This is a genomic window from Marinobacter sp. 3-2, from assembly GCF_003751355.1.
Classification (GTDB): Bacteria; Pseudomonadota; Gammaproteobacteria; order Pseudomonadales; family Oleiphilaceae; genus Marinobacter; species Marinobacter adhaerens.
Genome location: NZ_RJUQ01000013.1, coordinates 98,704 through 116,976 on the forward strand (window position 1 = coordinate 98,704; position 18,273 = coordinate 116,976).

Annotated in this window: 17 protein-coding genes; 4 read left to right on the forward strand and 13 right to left on the reverse strand. The window is 60.1% G+C overall.

Features of this window, described 5'->3' with window-relative positions; translation table 11 throughout:
- Positions 1–9: 9 nt before the first annotated feature.
- From EDB94_RS07875 to EDB94_RS07885, 3 genes are read right to left on the reverse strand one after another with little or no spacing between them, the layout of a single operon-like run.
- Entirely contained in the window at positions 10–1,053 is a 1,044-nt protein-coding gene (locus EDB94_RS07875) for a branched-chain amino acid ABC transporter permease (RefSeq protein ID WP_108018028.1), read from the reverse strand.
- 1 nt (position 1,054) lies between these two features.
- Entirely contained in the window at positions 1,055–1,933 is an 879-nt protein-coding gene (locus EDB94_RS07880) for a branched-chain amino acid ABC transporter permease (protein WP_014579204.1), read from the reverse strand.
- Positions 1,933–2,748: an ABC transporter ATP-binding protein gene (locus EDB94_RS07885; RefSeq protein WP_104270507.1), complete on the reverse strand. Its 816-nt coding sequence runs from the start codon at positions 2,746–2,748 to the stop codon at positions 1,933–1,935. The genes EDB94_RS07880 and EDB94_RS07885 overlap by 1 nt, the downstream gene beginning before the upstream one ends.
- A gap of 250 nt (positions 2,749–2,998) precedes the next feature.
- On the opposite strand from EDB94_RS07885, the gene EDB94_RS07890 reads away from it, so the two are divergent.
- Complete coding sequence (locus EDB94_RS07890; protein WP_108018029.1) at positions 2,999–3,793, forward strand: enoyl-CoA hydratase/isomerase family protein; 795 nt, start codon at positions 2,999–3,001, stop codon at positions 3,791–3,793.
- Here the strand turns inward: EDB94_RS07890 and EDB94_RS07895 are convergent.
- Complete coding sequence (locus EDB94_RS07895) at positions 3,773–4,963, reverse strand: diguanylate cyclase (protein WP_108018030.1); 1,191 nt, start codon at positions 4,961–4,963, stop codon at positions 3,773–3,775. The genes EDB94_RS07890 and EDB94_RS07895 overlap by 21 nt on opposite strands.
- A gap of 141 nt (positions 4,964–5,104) precedes the next feature.
- On the opposite strand from EDB94_RS07895, the gene nfsA reads away from it, so the two are divergent.
- On the forward strand, positions 5,105–5,842 hold the full coding sequence (nfsA, locus tag EDB94_RS07900) for an oxygen-insensitive NADPH nitroreductase (RefSeq protein ID WP_053113821.1): 738 nt from the start codon (positions 5,105–5,107) through the stop codon (positions 5,840–5,842).
- Between the two features lie 3 nt (positions 5,843–5,845).
- On the opposite strand, the gene EDB94_RS07905 is transcribed toward nfsA, so the two are convergent.
- From EDB94_RS07905 to EDB94_RS07920, 4 genes are read right to left on the reverse strand one after another with little or no spacing between them, the layout of a single operon-like run.
- A complete protein-coding gene (locus EDB94_RS07905) occupies positions 5,846–8,662 on the reverse strand; it encodes an FAD-binding and (Fe-S)-binding domain-containing protein (protein WP_108018031.1) in 2,817 nt (938 codons plus the stop codon).
- Positions 8,659–9,330 (reverse strand): lactate utilization protein C, encoded by a 672-nt coding sequence (locus tag EDB94_RS07910; RefSeq protein ID WP_108018032.1) that lies wholly within the window; start codon positions 9,328–9,330, stop codon positions 8,659–8,661. Before EDB94_RS07910 ends, EDB94_RS07905 begins: the two co-directional genes overlap by 4 nt.
- Positions 9,327–10,778 carry a LutB/LldF family L-lactate oxidation iron-sulfur protein gene (locus EDB94_RS07915; protein WP_108018033.1) on the reverse strand — a complete coding sequence of 484 codons (1,452 nt, stop codon included), beginning with the start codon at positions 10,776–10,778 and terminating at the stop codon, positions 9,327–9,329. Before EDB94_RS07915 ends, EDB94_RS07910 begins: the two co-directional genes overlap by 4 nt.
- Positions 10,775–11,614 (reverse strand): (Fe-S)-binding protein, encoded by an 840-nt coding sequence (locus tag EDB94_RS07920; protein ID WP_108018034.1) that lies wholly within the window; start codon positions 11,612–11,614, stop codon positions 10,775–10,777. Before EDB94_RS07920 ends, EDB94_RS07915 begins: the two co-directional genes overlap by 4 nt.
- Positions 11,615–11,831: 217 nt before the next feature.
- On the opposite strand from EDB94_RS07920, the gene EDB94_RS07925 reads away from it, so the two are divergent.
- Positions 11,832–12,608 (forward strand): FCD domain-containing protein, encoded by a 777-nt coding sequence (locus EDB94_RS07925; RefSeq protein WP_108018035.1) that lies wholly within the window; start codon positions 11,832–11,834, stop codon positions 12,606–12,608.
- A gap of 18 nt (positions 12,609–12,626) precedes the next feature.
- Here the strand turns inward: EDB94_RS07925 and EDB94_RS07930 are convergent, their stop codons facing one another.
- The 4 genes from EDB94_RS07930 to EDB94_RS07945 all read right to left on the reverse strand — a co-directional run bounded on the left by EDB94_RS07930 (position 12,627) and on the right by EDB94_RS07945 (position 16,555).
- Positions 12,627–13,367, reverse strand: a complete 741-nt coding sequence (locus EDB94_RS07930; protein WP_108018036.1) for a ParA family protein — start codon at positions 13,365–13,367, stop codon at positions 12,627–12,629.
- Between the two features lie 167 nt (positions 13,368–13,534).
- Entirely contained in the window at positions 13,535–14,290 is a 756-nt protein-coding gene (locus EDB94_RS07935; protein ID WP_108018037.1) for a putative 4-mercaptohistidine N1-methyltransferase, read from the reverse strand.
- 37 nt (positions 14,291–14,327) lie between these two features.
- A complete protein-coding gene (gene eutC, locus EDB94_RS07940; RefSeq protein ID WP_108018038.1) occupies positions 14,328–15,158 on the reverse strand; it encodes an ethanolamine ammonia-lyase subunit EutC in 831 nt (276 codons plus the stop codon).
- Positions 15,155–16,555: an ethanolamine ammonia-lyase subunit EutB gene (locus tag EDB94_RS07945; RefSeq protein WP_108018039.1), complete on the reverse strand. Its 1,401-nt coding sequence runs from the start codon at positions 16,553–16,555 to the stop codon at positions 15,155–15,157. Before EDB94_RS07945 ends, eutC begins: the two co-directional genes overlap by 4 nt.
- A 77-nt stretch (positions 16,556–16,632) precedes the next feature.
- Between EDB94_RS07945 and EDB94_RS07950 the strand changes: the two genes are divergently transcribed.
- Positions 16,633–17,409, forward strand: coding sequence for a crotonase/enoyl-CoA hydratase family protein (locus EDB94_RS07950; protein WP_108018040.1), 777 nt, complete (start codon positions 16,633–16,635; stop codon positions 17,407–17,409).
- Here the strand turns inward: EDB94_RS07950 and EDB94_RS20695 are convergent.
- Positions 17,375–18,247 carry a hypothetical protein gene (locus tag EDB94_RS20695; RefSeq protein ID WP_181259021.1) on the reverse strand — a complete coding sequence of 291 codons (873 nt, stop codon included), beginning with the start codon at positions 18,245–18,247 and terminating at the stop codon, positions 17,375–17,377. The two genes, EDB94_RS07950 and EDB94_RS20695, sit on opposite strands and share 35 nt — an antisense overlap.
- Positions 18,248–18,273: the final 26 nt, after the last annotated feature.

Consider the following 18,273-nt stretch of genomic DNA (forward strand, 5'->3'; position numbering starts at 1 on the left):
GAAACACGATTAATTCCTGAACGGCCACAGGCGGAAGAAGCGACGGATCCGGTGCCAGATCTCCGCCAAACCGTGGGGTTCGAAAATCAGGAAGCCCACGATCAGCGCGCCAAAGATGATTTCCAGCATCGGCGACATGAACACCGGCGCATTCGGATAGAAAGGCGTCAGCGCGGCGGTCAGCAGCTTCAGGGCTTCCGGCACCAGGGTCATGAAGGCGGCGCCAAGAATGCCTCCCAGCAAGTTCCCCATACCGCCGACAATCACGGCCGCCAGATAGAAAATGGACATGGAAAGCGGAAAGCTCTCTGGCGTGACCACCCGATAGAAATAGGCGAACAGGCCGCCGGCGATCCCGGCATAGAACGAGCTGAGCGCAAACGACATCAGCTTGTAACGCAGCAGGTTAATGCCCAGGATCTCGGCGGAAATATCCCGGTCACGAATGGCGATAAAGGCCCGGCCAATCCGGGTTCTGAACACGTTTCGGGCTGCCAGAACCATCAGCACCGCCAGGGGCACAATGATGAAATACATCATGAAATCGCTCTGGAAGGTCAGTCCGAACAGGTGCGCCGGCTCCAGGCTGAGGCCGCCCATACCTCCGGTTACCGACTCCCACTCGGCAAAGATGAAATGCAGGAACACGCTGGCCGCCAGAGTCGCGATGGCCAGATACAAACCTTTGACGCGAAGTGAGGGCAGACCCACCAGGATTCCGACTGCAGCTGCCATGAGGCCGGCCAGTACCAGGGTCACCGGGAAAGGCAATGCGGTGTTAATCGACAGCCAGGCAACGGTGTAGGCGCCCACACCCATAAACCCGGCCTGCCCCAGGGAAATCAGTCCGGTGAAACCGGTCAGGATGTTAAGGCCGGTAGTACTGATCACCGCTATGCCGACCAGGCACCCCAGGTAGAGAAGATAGGAGTCCACCAAAAAAGGGAATACCAGCAAGATCAGCAGGAAGAACCCCAGCCACAATTTCTGGGTCTGGCTTGTCCAGATTGCCTCATCGGCCTCGTAGCTCTGTTTTGCGTCACCGATGCGCATCTTAAACTCGCTCTATTTCGTGGGTGCCGAACAGGCCGTAGGGGCGGATCACCAGGATGATCGCCAGCACCAGGAAAGTTGCCGGCATCCGGTATTCACCGCCCAGATAGGCGCCAGCTACCGTCTCCAGCCAGCCGATGAACACGCCGGCCACCAGGGCGCCGAGAATACTGTCCAGGCCGCCTACGATCACCACCACAAGAACACTCAGGCCAATGATCCCGAACTGCGGGCTGAGGCCTCCGGTGGCCGCCACCAGCACACCTGCCAGGGATGCCGCAAGAGAGCCAAACACCCACGCCATGTTGAACACCCGGCGCACATTGATGCCCATGGAATAGGCTGCCGCCTGATCTGAGGCGGTGGCTCGCAGGGCCACGCCACCCCGGGAGAACCGGAAATACAGCAGGTAGACAATAAGAAGGGCCGACCCGATAAGAAAGCCGTAGGCAATTTTCGGGGCCAGATACAGCTCGCCGATAAACACCGGCTCGCGAGGCAGGAAATTGGGTAGCAACTGCGGATCCGCCGTCCAGATGAACTCCACCAGACCCACCAGGATGCTCGCAATCCCGATGGTCACCATCACCACTGAAATCGGCGACTCGCCCAGCATCGGCCGGATCATGGTCTTTTCAATGACGCCACCGAGAATACTGCCGCCGATGACAGCCAGCGGAAGGGCAATCCAGGGCGACATTTCCATGCCACCGGCAAACGCCAGGAACAGGTAGGCCGCGAACATCATGATCTCGCCGATGGCGAAATTGATCACCCTCGTCGCTTTATAGATGATCACAAAGCCCAGGGCGATGAGGGCGTAAAGGCCGCCCATGGCAAGGCCTGCCAGGCTGATTTCGCCGAAGAACAACCAATCCATCAGGCGGCCTCCCCCTCGGCATTGAGCTTTTTGCGAAGGCTCTCGATATCACTGTTGCCTAAGTAAGCCTTGATAACCTCGGGGTTGTTCTGAACGTCCGCAGGCAGGCCTTCAGTGATGACCTGACCAAAGTTGAGCACCGCGATGTGATCGGAAATATCCATGACCATGCCCATGTCGTGCTCCACCATCAGCACGGTGACACCCCACTCTTCCCGAATATCGAGAATGAAGCGGGCCATGTCTTCCTTTTCCTCCCGGTTCATACCCGCCACCGGCTCATCCAGCATCAAGACTTTCGGCTGCATGGCCAGCGCCCGGGCCAGCTCAACCCGCTTCTGAAGGCCGTAGGAAAGGCTCGCAACCGGCTGACGACGGATGTGGTCTATCTCGAGGAAATCGATGATCCGCTCTTCCACATCCTTACGGACGGCCATTTCCTCACGCCGGGCCGGGCCAAAATAGGCCAGCGCACTGAGCAGTCCGCTCTTCATGTGCACGTGGGCGCCCAGCTTGATGTTGTCCAGGACGGTCATACCCCGGAACAGGGCAATGTTCTGGAAGGTTCGGGCAAGGCCCAATGCTGCCCGTTTCGGCGGCTTGATACTGCCCGGCAGCGGCTGCCCCTGATAGCGGATGGTGCCCTGCTGGGGTTTGTAGAAGCCGGAGATGCAGTTGAACAGCGATGTTTTGCCGGCGCCGTTCGGGCCGATAATGGTTGTTACCGTGTTTTCAGGCACCCGGAAGCTCACGTCCTGCAGCGCCTTCACACCACCAAACGACAGAGACAGGTTACTGATCTCAAGGATGCTCACTATACCTCCCGGCACCCCTGGCGCCGGGTACTCAGGCACGTGAACACGCCCTGCCGATACCCATCTCACGCCCGAAGATGATTGTAATTTTTGTTTTTTCTTGTCGTCGGGGTTAACCCCGATCCAGATTTAAAGTAGTCCATTCAGGCAACATTAGGCAAACCGCTCTATCCTGATACCCGAACGACAACCATCATCATTACGCAGGTTTCTGATCTTCAGACCTGCCGAACAGGGAGGGCGATTCATCATGACAGACACGCTGGTAACCACCGCTTTTGATGCCGGAACAGGGGTAGCCAGGTTGACCTTTAATCGCCCCGAAGCCCTGAACGCCATTAACGTGGCCCTCGCAGAGGCCTTTCTTGCGGCAGTCGAGCATATCAATAACCTTTCCGGCGTTCGGTGCATTGTCCTGGCAGGCGCAGGGCGAGCGTTCATGGCCGGCGGAGACGTGTCCAGCATGGCCGGAACGTCAGAGCAGGCAGGCAAAGCGATAGGCGCGATCCTGGATGCCGTCAATCCCGCTATCCTGCTACTTCGCAGCATAGACGCACCGGTTATCGCTGCGGTCAGGGGCGTCGCCGCCGGCGCAGGGCTCAGTCTCACGCTGATGTCCGATCTGGTGATCGCCGAGGAAGACGCGAAATTTCTGGTCGCCTACAACGGTATTGGCGCGGTTCCGGATTGCGGCGGCAGCTGGGCCCTGGCCCATAAGTTGGGCGCTGGTCGGGCGGCGGAGCTGATGTTGCTGGGACGCACCTTGAATGCCGGCGAAGCAAAAGACTGGGGAATGGTCAACGAGGTCGTCCCGGCCAGCGAATTCGAGAGCCGGGTGAACCGTATGATCGAAAAAGTCGCCAAGGGACCGACTCGGGCCTTCGGTGCCTTTCGCCGACTGATCGATCTTGCCAACGGTGACCGGTTGGCCGCCCATCTGGAGGCAGAGCGCGCGGCCTTCCTTGAAATGACCCGAACCGAGGATTTTGCCGAGGGCGTGTCGGCGTTTCTGGCCAAAAGGGCGTCAGGATTTCGCGGCTGCTGACGCCGTTACGAATTCGGCCCGATTGCGGCCATTGTCCTTGGCCTGGTAGAGCGCCCTGTCTGCTGAGGCCATGACGTCCTGAAAGGCGGCATGCCCCCGTGTAAGAGCGGCGCCTCCGATACTGGCAGACAGGTGGATCGGAACACCGTCAACCTCGCGACCGGCCTCGACAATTCGTTCCAACAGACGCCCGGTTACCGCTTCAATCGCCTCGCGGTTGTTATTACGAAGCACGGCCGCAAACTCTTCACCTCCAACGCGACCAATGATGTCGTCATCCCGAAGCTCGGCTTTCATCAGGCTTGCCACAACCCTCAACACCTCGTCACCGGTGGCGTGCCCCCAGCGGTCATTGATCAGCTTGAAGTGATCGAGGTCGATCATGAGAACGGTGATCAGTGAGCCGTCTTCCCGCGCCTTTTCAAACGCCAGATTACCCTCCCGGTAAAAGGCCCGTCGATTGAACAGTTGAGTAAGGCCGTCTCGCTCTGCCAGCGCGACCAGGGCCTGTTCGGCACGGGTAAATGCCAGCAACGGAAGCGCCATGGCCGTCGCGCTCACCAGCAACAGGTGGTTCACCAGAATCAGTTTCAGCAGCCCGTGCAGATCCAGCGGGGCACTTCCTGTCACGGAGACCGCAATCACCAGTACCTGGGCCATCATGAGGGTACCGTGGATGCCGAACAGCGTTTGCAGGATCCGCAGCGGCAGCCGCGGTTTGCGTTCAATGTAAGCCAGACGATAGATCGCCAGGCTAAAGACCAGTGCCGAGAACAGTGCCGTCAGGAATCTGGCAGCCACCGGATCCCATCCTGTACTCACAACCAAACCGAACAGATAGAGTAGAGACGCTCCGTACAAAAAACGGGAGGAACCTCGGGTGCCAGCCATGGGCAACTGCATCAGGGCATGTATCCCTGCGAGGAGCAACAAGGGAGACCCGCCAAGCGCCAGATGAACCGTAAACTGCATGAGCCCGGGCGCTTCGGTTATCTCATTAACTACCGCTAACGCCGTGCCCGCCACAAAAGTAAGACAGGCCAGTGCCCAGAGCAGGAAACAACGTTCACGGTGGCGAAGATGGTAGATTGCCCAGAGCATGCCGCCGATCAGGAGGTTAATCATGATCGAAGTGACCAGCAGCGTTGGCAGGTGCATGTTCAGATCCATAAAGGCACAGCGTTCCAGGCTATACAATGGGATTCGTCAGGGTATCAGCTTCCCGCCCAGGCCTGCGCACGTGCCATGTAGCGTTTGGTATGATAATTGTCACAGATTGACTCGACATCCATGCACTCACTGCGAGATTCCATGAATCCGACCATAGACCTTCTGAAATCCCATCGTTCGATACGCAAATTTACCGGCAAGAAAATTCCTGAGGACCTGCTCCGGGAGTTGATCCGCGCCGGCCAGTGCGCCGCCACCTCGAACCACGTGCAGGCGTATTCAATCATTCACGTGATTGATCCGGACAACCGCCGGAAAATCGCCGAACTCGCGGGCGGACAGGACTACATCGCCGATTGCTCGGACTTTCTGGTGTTCTGTGCCGACATGCGGCGCTCTACCGATGCCGCCGGAAGGGCCGGGGCAGACGTGGTGCGGGGGATGACTGAGCAGCTTCTGGTTGCCACCATCGACACCAGCCTGATGGCCCAGAACGTGGCCATCGCCGCGGAATCAGAGGGGCTGGGTCTGTGCTATATCGGGGGCATACGCAACAACCCCGCGGACATTAGCGAAATTCTCCGGCTTCCCGAACATGTCTATCCGGTGTTCGGTATGTGCCTGGGCTACCCGGACCAGAACCCGGAGGTGAAGCCACGCCTGCCGGTGGAGGCGATTCTCAGGGAAGATTACTATTCCGATGCACGGGACGAGGAGCTGGTCGCCGGGTTCGATCGCACCATGAACGAGTACTATCGGGAACGCACCGGTGGCAACAAGGACACTACCTGGTCCGAGCAGCTCAAGCCGCTGTTCACCTCGAAACTGCGACCGCACATGCGCGACTTCCTGCGCAAATGCGGCTTCGAGATGAAATAACCGCTAGGCAGTTGCTCGCGGCCTCGTGACCCGGTCAACCAGATACACGAGGCCGTGATAGTCGATACCGCTGTGCCGGCTGAGCCCGATTTCGCAGGTTCGGCTGGTGGATATTCCTTCCTCGCAGCCGGCCGTCTGCTCTGCCAGTGTCTTCAGAGAATGGGCATTCAGCTCGGGCACATTGAAGCCCTTGTCGCCGGCAAAGCCACAGCAGTGGATACCCTCGGGCACCACCACCTGGGTGCTGCACCGCCGGGCGATATCGATCAGTCCCTGCGACTCCCCAAGGTGCTGGGTGCTGCAGGTGACGTGCACCGCCAGCGGGGTCTGCTCCGGCTCGAAGTCCAGACGCTCGTAGAGATGATCCCGAATGAACCGGACAGGATCAAACAGCGTCAGGCCGGCTTCTTCGGCGGCTTCGCGGATCTGCAGTGTGCAGGGGCTGGTGTCGCAGTAGATCGGATCAACGCCATTCCGGCTGGCCCGCAACAGCGCCGAAATCAGCTCATCTTTCTTGGTCGCCGCCTGCTCCGGATAGCCCTTGGAGGCAAATGGCTGGCCACAACACAAGCTGTCCAGGGCCTCCGGATACACCACCTGGTAACCGCCCTTCTCCAGCAGCCGCCGGGTCACTTCGATCAGCGGTTCCTGCGCCTTATCGCCCCGCGCCGGGCCCATGGTCCGGGACACACAGGCCGCCAGATACACCACCCGGGGCCGGCCATCGGACGGTTCCGGCGCGCTCGGTGAAACAAACCGCACCGGCTGGGGCAGACTCGGATCCCACTGGGCGACCCGACCACCAGACACCTTTCGAACGCCGCCACTGAGCTGGGTCAGCAGTGGCGCACCCAACAGTCTTTCGGCCATTGATGCGCTGGCCAGCACAAAACGGGTGGCTTTCAAGGCGCCGGCAAAATGCTTTGCCAACTGATTTGCCACGGATTGACCGTTGGCCTTTTCACTGCGCAGCTTGCGTACCAGATCGCCGGTATTGATACCGACCGGGCATCGCTGGGCACAGAGACCGGTCGCGGCACAGGTATCCAGACCGTGATACTGGTAGGCCTTTTCCAGCTCGGCAGTATCTTCACCGACGCGGCGGCGGGCCTGGATGTCCCGCCAGATCACGATGCGCTGACGGGGCGACAGTGTCAGCCCTTCAGACGGACACACCGGCTCACAGAAGCCACATTCGATGCACTTGTCCACCAGCGGATCCGCCTCCGGAAGAGGCTTCAGATTCTTGAGGTGGATCTGGGGATCTTCCGAGAGCACCACATCCGGGTTGAGCAGGTTCTCCGGGTCCAGCAGCCGCTTTATCTGCCACATCAACTGCCAGGCATCATGCCCCCATTCCAGTTCTACGAAGGGCGCCATGTTGCGACCGGTGCCATGTTCCGCTTTCAGAGAACCGCCGAATTCCACGGCAACGAGTTGTGCCACATCCTGCATGAAAGCTTCGTAGCGAGCGACTTCCGCGGGGTCGTCGAAGCCCTGGGGGAACACAAAGTGCAGGTTTCCTTCAAGGGCGTGGCCAAAGATGATCGCGTCGTCATAACCATGCTTGACGAACAGCGACTGGAGGCGGGTGACCCCCTCGGATAGCTGATCAATCGGGAAGGTCACATCCTCGATGATCACGGTGGTGCCGTTCGGCCTGACTGCCCCCACGGCAGGGAAAGTACCCTTACGAATGGCCCACATCTGATCAGACACTTTGGCGTCGCGGGTGAAATCCACCCGCTGCTCAAGCGGGAATTCAGCGAGGCACGCCCTGATCCGGGTCAGCTGCTCATCCAGAACCTGCGAAGACGACGCCCGGGTCTCCACAAGCAGCGCGCAGGCGCTTTCCGACAGATCATGAATCCAGTCCGGCAGGCCCGGCTTGTCCTGCACCGAACGAAGGCTGCGTCGATCCAGCAGTTCCACCGCCGCCACAGGCTGAGAGCGCAGTGCCGACGCTGCCCGGCAGCAGCTCTCCGCATCTTGGAACACCAACAGGGCCGTGGCTTTGTCAGGATATTCGGGAACGGTGTTGTAGGTTACCGCGCTGACGAAACCCAGCGTGCCTTCGGAGCCCACCATCAGGTGCGTCAGGATGTCGAGTGGACAGGTAAAATCCACCAGGGCGTTCAGGGACAGGCCGGTGGTGTTTTTCAGGCGGTATTTGTGCCGAATGCGCTCTGCCAGCTCGGGATTCTCCCGGGTATTGATGGCCAGCTTTTTCAGGGCCGCCAACAGATCACCGTGGCTGTCGCGAAACGCCGAAACGCTTGCCGGATCCTCGGTATCCAGCACTGCCCCGTCGGCCAGCACCAGCCGCATACCGGCCAGCGTGTGGTAGCTGTTCTGGGCGGTGCCACAGCACATACCGCTGGCATTGTTCGCAACAATGCCGCCAATCTTGCAGGCGTTGATGGACGCAGGATCCGGTCCGATCTTGAAGCCCTTGGGTGCTAACCAGGCATTCGCCTGAGCGCCGATCACACCCGGTTGCAGACGAATCTGGCGGCCTTCTTCCCGGATGTCGTGGCCGTTCCACTGATCGCCCAGAACAATCAGGATCGAATCACTGATCGCCTGTCCGGAAAGGCTGGTACCGGCGGCCCGGAAGGTCACCGGGACCTTGTGGCGGCGGGCGATGGCCAGGAGATCGACAACCTCTGCTTCATCCTGAACCCGCACCACCACCTTTGGGATCAGGCGGTAGAAACTGGCGTCGGTTCCGAACGCAAGGGTGGACACCGGATCGTTAAAGACCCGGTTTTCGGGAATCCGTTGCCGGATATCGGCCAACACTTCCGGGGTAAAAGTCATGCATCCTCCAGAACCAGCACAATGAGCTCACGGGGGCCGTGGGCGCCATAGGCCAGCACCTGTTCGATGTCCGCGGTCTTGGACGGGCCAGACACCAGCAGAACATTTGTTGGCAGCCCGGCCGCCCAGTCCTGAGCCACCATCATGTCATACAGATTGTCGTGAATCTCGCTGGCCTTGAGCAGGGCAATATGTACCGGCGGCACCAGGCTCATCAGCCGCGGTTCATTGCGGTCCGGCCAGAGCACGAGCGTGCCGGTGGCGGCAATACCGCCAAGGGTGCCGGTCAGGCTGACCTCCACGTTCCAGAACAGCTCTTCTTTCCAGGCTTCCACCGGCTGATCGTAGGCCAATAACTCGACCTTCTGCTCCGTGGCCTCGAAGTATGCCTGCAGCGCCCGGCCATGTTCTCTCGACGGGGCGCACAACAGGTTGGTGAGGTTGCGTTTGTTCAGAAGTTCGGCCACCAATTCCGGCCAGTTGTCAGACCGGCACGGATGCACTTCAGTGTGGACCGCTTCCATCAAGCTACGCAACCGGTCGATCCGGTCTTCCGGCGCGTACCGCCAGGGGGCCGTAACCAGCCGCTCGTCGAACTCGTCGGGGCGGGGCGTCGTGCCGGCGAGGCTGTTTCTCAATTTGCCAAGGATGTTCGCGCGGGCGCTCATGATGGCCGACCTCCGTTCTGGTCAAGGTGCCGGGCCGCCAGATCATGCAAGGAGCGGCGGGCGGGCACCGGCGCACTGTGATTCTCGGTCCAGGGGCCGGCCTTGTTCGGAGCCAGCGCCCGGAAGCGGGTCGCGGCCCAGAGAAAACTGCGATACAGCGCCGGCCGGGTATTCAGCATCTGCCAACCACGCCAGATCCACCGTTCCGTCCGGGAATATTTGGCGCCGCCTCCTTTCACCTGCTGCGGTTGCTCCGGGTTTTTCACGTTCTCCTGACGTAGGCGCTGCAGAAGTTCAGGAATGGGAATCTTGACCGGGCAGACCTCGCCGCAGGCTCCGCACAGAGAGGAAGCACTGGGGTGGTCCGGCACCTTGTCCAGGCCGGCCATGTGCGGCGTGATGATCTTGCCAATCGGGCCTGGGTAGACCTCACCGTAGGTGTGGCCGCCCACCCGGGTATAAACCGGGCAGTGGTTCATGCAGGCGCCGCAGCGGATGCAGTTCAGGGTCTGGCGCATCTGGGCATCGGCAAAAGCGCCGGTGCGGCCGTTATCCAGCAGCACCAGGTGCACCTCTTCCGGACCATCCAGCTCGTCGGGCTTACGGGGGCCGGAGATCAGGTTCACGTAGGTGGTAATGGGCTGGCCGAGGGCCGAGCGCGTCAGCAGGGACACCAGGGGCACCACGTCCCTCAGGTTCGCAACCACTTTTTCAATGCCTGTTACCGCAATGTGCACGGGCGGCGCGGTCGTGCTCATGCGCCCGTTGCCTTCGTTTTCCACCAGCAGCAAGGTGCCGGTTTCGGCGATGGCGAAGTTCACTCCGGAAACACCCACATCCGCTTCCATGAATTTACGGCGTAGGGTCCGGCGACCAATCTGGATCAGCTGGTTAACGTCTTCGGTCTCCGGCTCGCCCAGTTTGTCGTGGAACAGCTTGGACACCTGCCGCGCGTTCTTGTGGATCGCCGGCATAATGATGTGGGAGGGCTTTTCGTTGTCGAGCTGAACAATGTATTCCCCCATGTCGGATTCCAGGCACTCGACGCCCCGCTCCGCCAGGTAGTCGTTCATCTCCATTTCTTCGCTGACCATGGACTTGCCTTTCACCACCTGGCTGCCCTTGCGGGTTTCGATGATGCCATGCACCAGGCTGTTGGCTTCCTCGACGGTCTCCGCCCAGTGGACTTTGACACCGTTTTCAGTGAGCTTCTGTTCAAGCTGCTCCAGCAAATCCGGCAGACGGGAAAGGGCACCGGCCTTGATCCGGTTACCCAGTTCCCTCAGGCCTTCACGCTCGTCGGCATCTGGAAAGGCGTTGGCCCGCTTGGTCATCAGCGAGTCCATGGCCACACGGAAATTGTTGCGCAGCTGACCGTCCGCAAGAGCCTCTTCGGCGCGGCCCCGGAAGTCCGGGGTCAGCTCGGTAACCGGAATACGCTGACTCATGCCACCTCCCCCGCGTTGGCGCCGTTGGTACGCTCCCAGAGGAAACTGGCCAGGTGCCGGCCCCGGAAGCTCTCTTTCTGTTTCTCCAGCGACCCGTTGATGTTCATCAGGCAGCCGCCGTCAGCGGTCACCATTTCAACCGCGCCGGAGTCGATCAGTGAACGGGTCTTGTCTTTAACCATGGCCCCTGAAACTTCCGGCATTCGCACCGAGAAGGTGCCGCCAAACCCGCAGCATTCGCTTTCATGGTCGTGATCAACGCGCTCGACCGCTCCAAGCTGTTTCAGAAGCTCGCGAGCATGGAGGTGGGTGTTCATTTCCCGGCGCGCGGAGCAGGAGGTGTGCAGTGCAATCTTGCTGGGCGCGCCCCGGTCTGCCAGCTGCACCCGGCAGACTTTCAGCAGGAACTCGGTCAGCTCGAAGGTGCGCTCGGCGAGCGCTTCTACCCGCTTGAGCGTGTCCGGCTCATCGGCAAACAACGCCGGGTAATGGTGCCGGAACATCCCGGCACAGGAGCCGGACGGCACCACGACCGGCAAACCCGATCGATCGAGGATATCCAGCTGGGCGCGGGCCACTGCCTTGGCCTCATCCCGATATCCGGAAGTCCAGGCGGGCTGCCCGCAACAGCTCTGCTCCTGGGGGAAATGCACGCGAACACCTTCCCGCTCCAGCAGGCGAATGGCATCCAGCCCGGCCTCAGGAAAGAACAGATCCACCACGCAGGTACCGAACAGAGTGACCGCTTCCGGCTTCTCCGGGTAATGCCGGTCGGCTTCCCGCTCGGGCGATACCCGGGTGGCATTGGGAGCGGCATCGTAAAACAGCTGACTCATTGATTGCGCCTCAAGACAGTCTCAGACAGACAAACTGAAAATTGGTAATACCAATTGACATAAAATAATAACCAAGGTATTCGAGACCGCTTGCTGATGTCAAAGTTTTCCGCAGCAGACTTCAGTCTAACCATCGCAGATACACCGGGGCTTGGCCTAAATCGCGCCCTGTGGTATTGGTATTACCAATAAATTCCTGGACAGGAAATTCGTTCTTATGGACGTCGGACAGATCGCCCCACGCAGACTCGCGGACACCATCGTGGAACAGCTGGAAACCATGATTCTGGAAGGCACCCTGCAACCGGGCGAGCGGCTGCCCCCGGAACGGGTATTGTCGGAGCAGTTCGGCGTGTCCCGCCCTTCCCTGCGGGAGGCCATTCAGCGGCTGACCGCCAAAGGCCTGCTGATCAGCCGCCAGGGCGGAGGGAACTATGTCACTGAGTCCCTCGGCGGCAGTTTCAGCGATCCGCTGATTCCTCTGCTTGAAAACCGGCCAGACGCACAAAGGGATCTACTGGAATTTCGCCGCACACTGGAGGCGGACTGCGCCTATTACGCAGCCTTGCGAGCGACAGAGGTCGACAAGGCTCACCTGAAAACCGCTTACGAGGCACTGCAAGCCTGCTATGGCAGCGACAGGAACCGGGACCTGGAAGCCGAAGGGGCAGCCGATGCCCGGTTCCACCTGGCGATTGCCGAGGCGAGCCATAACGTGATTCTCCTGCACACCATTCGAAACCTGTTCAACATGCTGAAAAGCAACGTGGTTACCAACATCGGCGGCATGTATCGAAGAGAGGCGGAGACCCGGCAGGGTCTGGTGGAACAGCACCGGATGCTGTACGAAGCCATCACTGAAGGCAAGGCCGAGGAAGCCCGGGAACTGGCCGGCAAGCACATCCAGTACGTTCAGCAAGTACTCTCAGAACGCAGTGAGAGCCACCGCCGACTAGAGCGCTCCCTGCGGAGGGACAAGCTCGCCCGATCCTGAGCGCATGCGATGAGGGCCTCAGAGCAGGCGATTGATCTCTTTCCACAGCCTGCGATAGGCATCGGCGGCAACGGAGCTGGGCGCGAGCAGCTCTACCGGCGTGCCCTCTTCGCCCATCTTCTCCACCACGCTGGCGTTCGGAATGATGGTTTTCAGGCCTTTGGGTAAAATCTCATCCTGCGCGTTGATCAGCTCCCGATGCAGCCCTTTGCGCCGGTCGGCCATGGAATAGAACGGGTGCAGCTTACCTGGCTTCAGCTTCTTGTCCTTCGCAAACTCCAGCAACTGCTTCCAGCTGTTCAGGGACAACCAGGTGGGAATCACCGGCACGAACACCTCGTCTGCCGCTTTCAGCACCTGCTCGGAAAGCCTGGAAAGCGACGGCGGGCAATCCAGTATCACCAGGCTGGTTTCCTCGGACAGTGGCGCCAGCCACTGCTTGATCAGGTTACTGCCATCCTCCTGGTCCAGCTTCACATCGAGGTTACGGAAACTGGTGTGAGACGGGATGAAATCCAGGTTTTCATAGTCACTTTCGTGAATGAATTCGGCGATGGGCGTCTTGCCCTTGAGCAGCTGCGATAACTTGTGCCCTTTGATTTTGTCGGCCCCGGCCAGATACCAGCTGGAGGCGCCCTGGGGGTCAAGATCCCAGAGCAGTGTGGGATAGCCCGCCTGGCTGGCCAGATAGGCGATATTCACGGCGGCGGCGGTTTTGCCAACACCGCCCTTCAGACTGTAAAACGCAATGGTCCTCATCCTGTCAGATCCCTTAATCCAGGCATAAAAAAACCGGGGAAGTCCCCGGTTAAAGCATTCACAAGATGCACAACACAATGCATGTCGTCCTGATGAGTTCTCAGGCTATGCTTTTCCGGTGACAGTTTGATGACAGCCTTCAGGCCATCCTCAAAATTCCCGCATCCTTACTGGCTTACTTTCTCCCAGACGGTCAGCTCGGAGAAGCTGTGCTGGAACTTGTTTCTCGTTTCCCTGATGACAAACGGCAGGCTCCAGGGTTCAAACAACAGCCGGAAATGGGGCGCCAGCATCTCCTTGAGGCCGTCGAATGTCGAGAAATCCTCTCCGTTCTTCTTGAACCCGCCAACCCAGTGTTCCTTCGGCGTGTACTCTTCCAGCCAGGTATAGGGTGAGGCAATCACCAGAAGCCCGAGTTCGTTAATCCGCTCATGGATGGTCTCCAGAAACAGCGATGGCTGGTACAACCGGTCGATCAGGTTGCCTGCGAGTACCAGATCATACCCGGTGAACTGCGATGGCAGATCGCAGGCGTCGCCCTGATGAAAAGACACGCGCTCAGCGGCCTCCTCCAGCCCGAGGGACGCAAGAGACTGGTCCTGAAAGGTTACCAGCTCCCCCTCCTCCGGGCGCGCATAACGCACCCTTCTGTCGCGAGCGACTTCCTGGCATTTGTTGACGAACGCCCTGGAAAAATCAATGCCGTCCACGTGCCGGAAATGGCGGGCCAACTCAAGGCTGGTGCGGCCCACGGCACAACCAATATCCAGCGCACGATCCAGGGGCCTGCCATCAATCGCATGCATGGCGGCATCCGCCAGCGCCTTGGGGAAGTTGGCCTCTCCGTGCCACCGCTCGCCAAAGTGAAATTCCAGGTATTGGGCGAGTGTGGTGTCGTTTTCATAGTACTCGGCTTGCTGCAAGAGAATTCTCCTACCCTGAATGGTTCAACGGCTTCATCTAGCGTAACAGGAAGTTGCCAATACCCTGATCAATAACCGTCTCTTCCGAGCGATCCTTGAGAGGCACGCCGGAAACCTCCTGACGGCGAGCCTCCCTGAGCAAATACCCGAGCCGCCGGCTCGCCTCTTCGAACGACAACCCCGCCGGGCGGATATTGGATATGCAGTTTCGGCTGGCGTCAGTCAGTCCGGGCTCCGGCGCCCAGGTCAGGTAAAGCCCGAGGCTGTCCGGAGAACTCAGGCCGGGGCGCTCACCAATCAGCACCACAACACATCGGGCGTTAAGCCGGTTACCGACATCATCACCAATCGCAACCCGTCCCTGAGAGACAACGATCAGGGGCGCCAGTTCCCAGGTCTGATCATCGGCCTCAAGATTCGCCAGCAGCGCCTCGAGAAACCCCACGGCGTTTTCCTGTACGCCATAGGAGGACAAGCCGTCTGCGACCACGAGAGCCAGGTCGACCGGTGAATCACCGGTGTGGCCCTGGCGGTCCAGCGCCTCACAGGATTTCTGGCTGAGCCTGCGCCCGAGATCCGGGCGTTGCAGGTAGGTTATCCGGTCGCTGGCCTGACTTTGCAGATGAACCGGCTCATGGGGCAATAACGCTTTTCTCCGCTCGGTCAGTTCGGCCAGGTCCTTCATCAACGCTGAGGTATCCAGTGGCAGATGGACCGCATCCCTTGCCTGGGCATGGGCGAGCTGAAACGCCAGCATCTCATGCGTGGGCAGGCTGATACCGGCCCGGCCAAGACCAATCCGTGCATCGGTCCAGGCTGAGAGCCGGCTCCAGGGGTTGGCGATTACTGATGGCTTATGGTCAGTCATGATCCGACCCCTCCGGGCAAACTGGCCAGGCTTTTCCGGAAGGCTTCTGGTAACCCGTCTGCGGGCACCTTGCCCGCGCCATCCTGGAAAATCTGCATGCGGGTGAGCCACTGTTCGAATTCCGGCGCCGGCCGTTTGTCGAGCACCCGGCGAACGTAAAGGGCATCGTGAAACGAGGTGGTCTGATAGTTCAGCATGATGTCGTCGGAGCCGGGTATACCCATGATGAAGTTACAGCCGGCCACGCCCAATAAAGTCAGCAGGTTGTCCATGTCGTTCTGATCGGCCTCGGCATGATTGGTGTAGCAGATATCACACCCCATTGGCAGGCCCAGCAACTTGCCACAGAAATGGTCCTCCAGCCCGGCCCGCGTGATCTCCTTGCCGTCATACAGGTATTCCGGCCCGATAAACCCGACCACGGTATTCACCAGAAGCGGCTCGAATTTGCGGGCCACGGCGTACGCCCTGGCCTCGCAGGTTTGCTGATCGACACCGTGATGGGCATCGGCCGACAGCGAGCTGCCCTGGCCGGTTTCGAAATACATCACGTTCTTACCCACCGTGCCGCGGTTAAGAGACAGCGCTGCGTCCCGGGCCTCGGCCAGGGTGGCCAGATCAAATCCGAAACTCCTGTTCGTGGCTTCGGTGCCGCCAATGGACTGGAACACCAGATCCACCGGAGCCCGGTTCTCGATGGCTTCCAGGGTATTGGTTACATGGGTCAGTACGCAGGACTGGGTGGGAATCTCGTACTTGCGGATCACCTCATCCATCAACTGCAGCAGCCGGACACTCTGGGCCACGTTGTCCGTGGCAGGATTGATTCCGATCACCGCATCGCCGCTGCCATACAGCAACCCGTCCAGGATGCTGGCGGCAATGCCAGTTATATCATCCGTGGGATGATTGGGCTGGAGCCGCGTCGACATCCGCCCCGGCAGCCCAATGGTGCTTCGGAAAGCGGTTTGCACCCGGCATTTCTGCGCGACCAGGATCAGGTCCTGGTTGCGCATGATCTTGCATACAGCCGCCGCCATCTCCGGAGTGATCCCGGCGCGGATACGCACCAGCATCTCGGGAGTGGCCAGATCGCTCAGCAACCAGTTCCGGAAGTCGCCCACGTTCAGGTGGGAAACCGGCTCAAAGGCCCCGACATCGTGATCATCGAGAATCAACCGGGTAACTTCATCCTGCTCGTAGGGGACGAGGGCTTCAGTCAGAAAGGTCTTCAGGGGCAACTCGGCCAGAGCCATCTGGGCCACCACCCTTTCCTCGGCGGTATGGGCGATGACGCCGGCCAGCCGGTCACCGGAACGCGCGGGGGTTGCCTTCGCCATTAACTCGGCCAGCGTTGCAAACTGCCAGCGCCGGTTTCCCAGACTGTACCGATACATTCCCTTCTCCCTGAGATTCGCTCGTCTACTATCTTAGGTGAATATCACCCGGACAGATCAATGAGCAGGATAAAGCAATGAGCAATGACGCAGTTCTGACCAGCGCCAACGGTGGCATTTTCACCATCACCCTAAACCGGCCAGCCAGGCGCAATGCCGTGGACGGACCAACCGCCGACGCTCTGCGCAGGGCGTTCACCGAATTTGAAGAGAGCGATGCCCTGAAGGTGGCGATACTCTGCGGCGCCGGAGGCAATTTCTGCGCCGGCGCCGATCTGGAAGCGATCGGTGATGAACAGCGGCGAAACCGGATTGATCCTCACGGCACAGGTCATGGCCCAATGGGGCCCACCCGAATGCACTTTTCAAAGCCGGTGATTGCTGCGGTTTCCGGCTACGCGGTGGCGGGTGGCCTGGAACTGGCGCTCATGTGCGACCTGCGGGTAGTGGAAGCGTCCGCGGTGTTCGGCGTTTTCTGCCGGCGATGGGGCGCTCCGCTCATTGACGGCGGAACCGTGCGGTTGCCCCGAATCGTGGGCCACGGCCGGGCCATGGATATGATCCTCACCGGGCGCCCCGTCGCGGCAGAGGAAGCGTTGGAGATGGGCCTGGCAAACCGGGTAGTGGCGGACGGCTCTGCACTGCAAGCCGCGCAGGAACTTGCGATGACCCTGGCCGGATTCCCCCAACAGTGCCTCAGGGCAGACCGTGCATCCGCTATACACCAATGGGACCTGGAGACTCCGGAAGCCCTCGAAGCCGAAGGCGCCGGAGGCTATTCGGTGGTCTTTGAGGAGGCCATTGCCGGGGCCAGGAAATTCAAAGAGGGTGCTGGCCGCCACGGCCAGTTCTGAGCAATCCCGTAAGCCAGTCCGTCAACTCGGGATAAGCGTCGAGATCGAGCACGAATTCCTGCCCCCTGGCAGCACAAGACAGATAGCACCAGGGCGGTTCCAGGCACCACCTGTCCGGCCTGGTGTGATAGCTCAGGGGAGGCCGTTTATCGCCGGGATAAAACCCGGCGGGCAGGCGCCACCGCGTGGGCAGGCGGCTCTGCGGGGCGGTCAGAACCAGTTCCTCGCGAAGCTTCGGAAACACGCCACTGCCGGACCAAACCTCTGCGCCGCCTGCCAATTGAAACGACAGTGAGGACGTGTAGAGCGTATTGCCTGGATCCGGCTCGCCGTGGAGGTGCGGATGATACCGGGCCCATGGCAGGGCATCCGGACCCAGTTCGTCAACAGTATGAACCCGGTCGATATGAAGCCACCCCCAGAGGGCATGGAACGGACGGGATCCGGGTACAAACCGCCAGCGCCGGTTATGCATTTCGGCGTGGCGAAAAACGCCGAAGAACAGAAACAGATCTCCCAGCTCAACTCCCTGATTGCGAAGGTGTCCCTGGGCTGAGCCAGTCTGACCCAGCAGAGGTCGCCAGCCTTCTCCACGGGGGTAGGCACCCGCTATCAGATCCGGATCCAGGTGGGCACCGTGACTACCCCGGATTCGGCCACCGGTGAGATCCCGGGCAATCTTGCCGAGCCTGCGTTTGTCGAAAACCACATCGTCATAGCGGATTCGGGACCGGGTATCAGGAATAGGCAAAACGCACAGGGAGCCATCCGGCAGGACCGGGCTGGGACATCCACCGGCAGAAGAATCAAATCCTTTTCGGCTGAGTATCAATCGCATGGCATTACTCGAAAAGCATGAAGGCT

Coding starts and splice junctions, on each gene's coding strand:
- EDB94_RS07950 (WP_108018040.1), top strand. CDS start 16,633: ATGAGCAATGACGCAGTTCTGACCAGCGCCAACGGTGGCATTTTCACC.
- EDB94_RS07925 (WP_108018035.1), top strand. CDS start 11,832: ATGGACGTCGGACAGATCGCCCCACGCAGACTCGCGGACACCATCGTG.
- EDB94_RS07875 (WP_108018028.1), bottom strand. CDS start 1,053: ATGCGCATCGGTGACGCAAAACAGAGCTACGAGGCCGATGAGGCAATC.
- EDB94_RS20695 (WP_181259021.1), bottom strand. CDS start 18,247: ATGCGATTGATACTCAGCCGAAAAGGATTTGATTCTTCTGCCGGTGGA.
- eutC (WP_108018038.1), bottom strand. CDS start 15,158: ATGACTGACCATAAGCCATCAGTAATCGCCAACCCCTGGAGCCGGCTC.
- EDB94_RS07915 (WP_108018033.1), bottom strand. CDS start 10,778: ATGAGTCAGCGTATTCCGGTTACCGAGCTGACCCCGGACTTCCGGGGC.
- EDB94_RS07910 (WP_108018032.1), bottom strand. CDS start 9,330: ATGAGCGCCCGCGCGAACATCCTTGGCAAATTGAGAAACAGCCTCGCC.
- EDB94_RS07905 (WP_108018031.1), bottom strand. CDS start 8,662: ATGACTTTTACCCCGGAAGTGTTGGCCGATATCCGGCAACGGATTCCC.
- EDB94_RS07930 (WP_108018036.1), bottom strand. CDS start 13,367: ATGAGGACCATTGCGTTTTACAGTCTGAAGGGCGGTGTTGGCAAAACC.
- nfsA (WP_053113821.1), top strand. CDS start 5,105: ATGAATCCGACCATAGACCTTCTGAAATCCCATCGTTCGATACGCAAA.
- EDB94_RS07945 (WP_108018039.1), bottom strand. CDS start 16,555: ATGTATCGGTACAGTCTGGGAAACCGGCGCTGGCAGTTTGCAACGCTG.
- EDB94_RS07895 (WP_108018030.1), bottom strand. CDS start 4,963: ATGGATCTGAACATGCACCTGCCAACGCTGCTGGTCACTTCGATCATG.
- EDB94_RS07920 (WP_108018034.1), bottom strand. CDS start 11,614: ATGAGTCAGCTGTTTTACGATGCCGCTCCCAATGCCACCCGGGTATCG.
- EDB94_RS07880 (WP_014579204.1), bottom strand. CDS start 1,933: ATGGATTGGTTGTTCTTCGGCGAAATCAGCCTGGCAGGCCTTGCCATG.
- EDB94_RS07890 (WP_108018029.1), top strand. CDS start 2,999: ATGACAGACACGCTGGTAACCACCGCTTTTGATGCCGGAACAGGGGTA.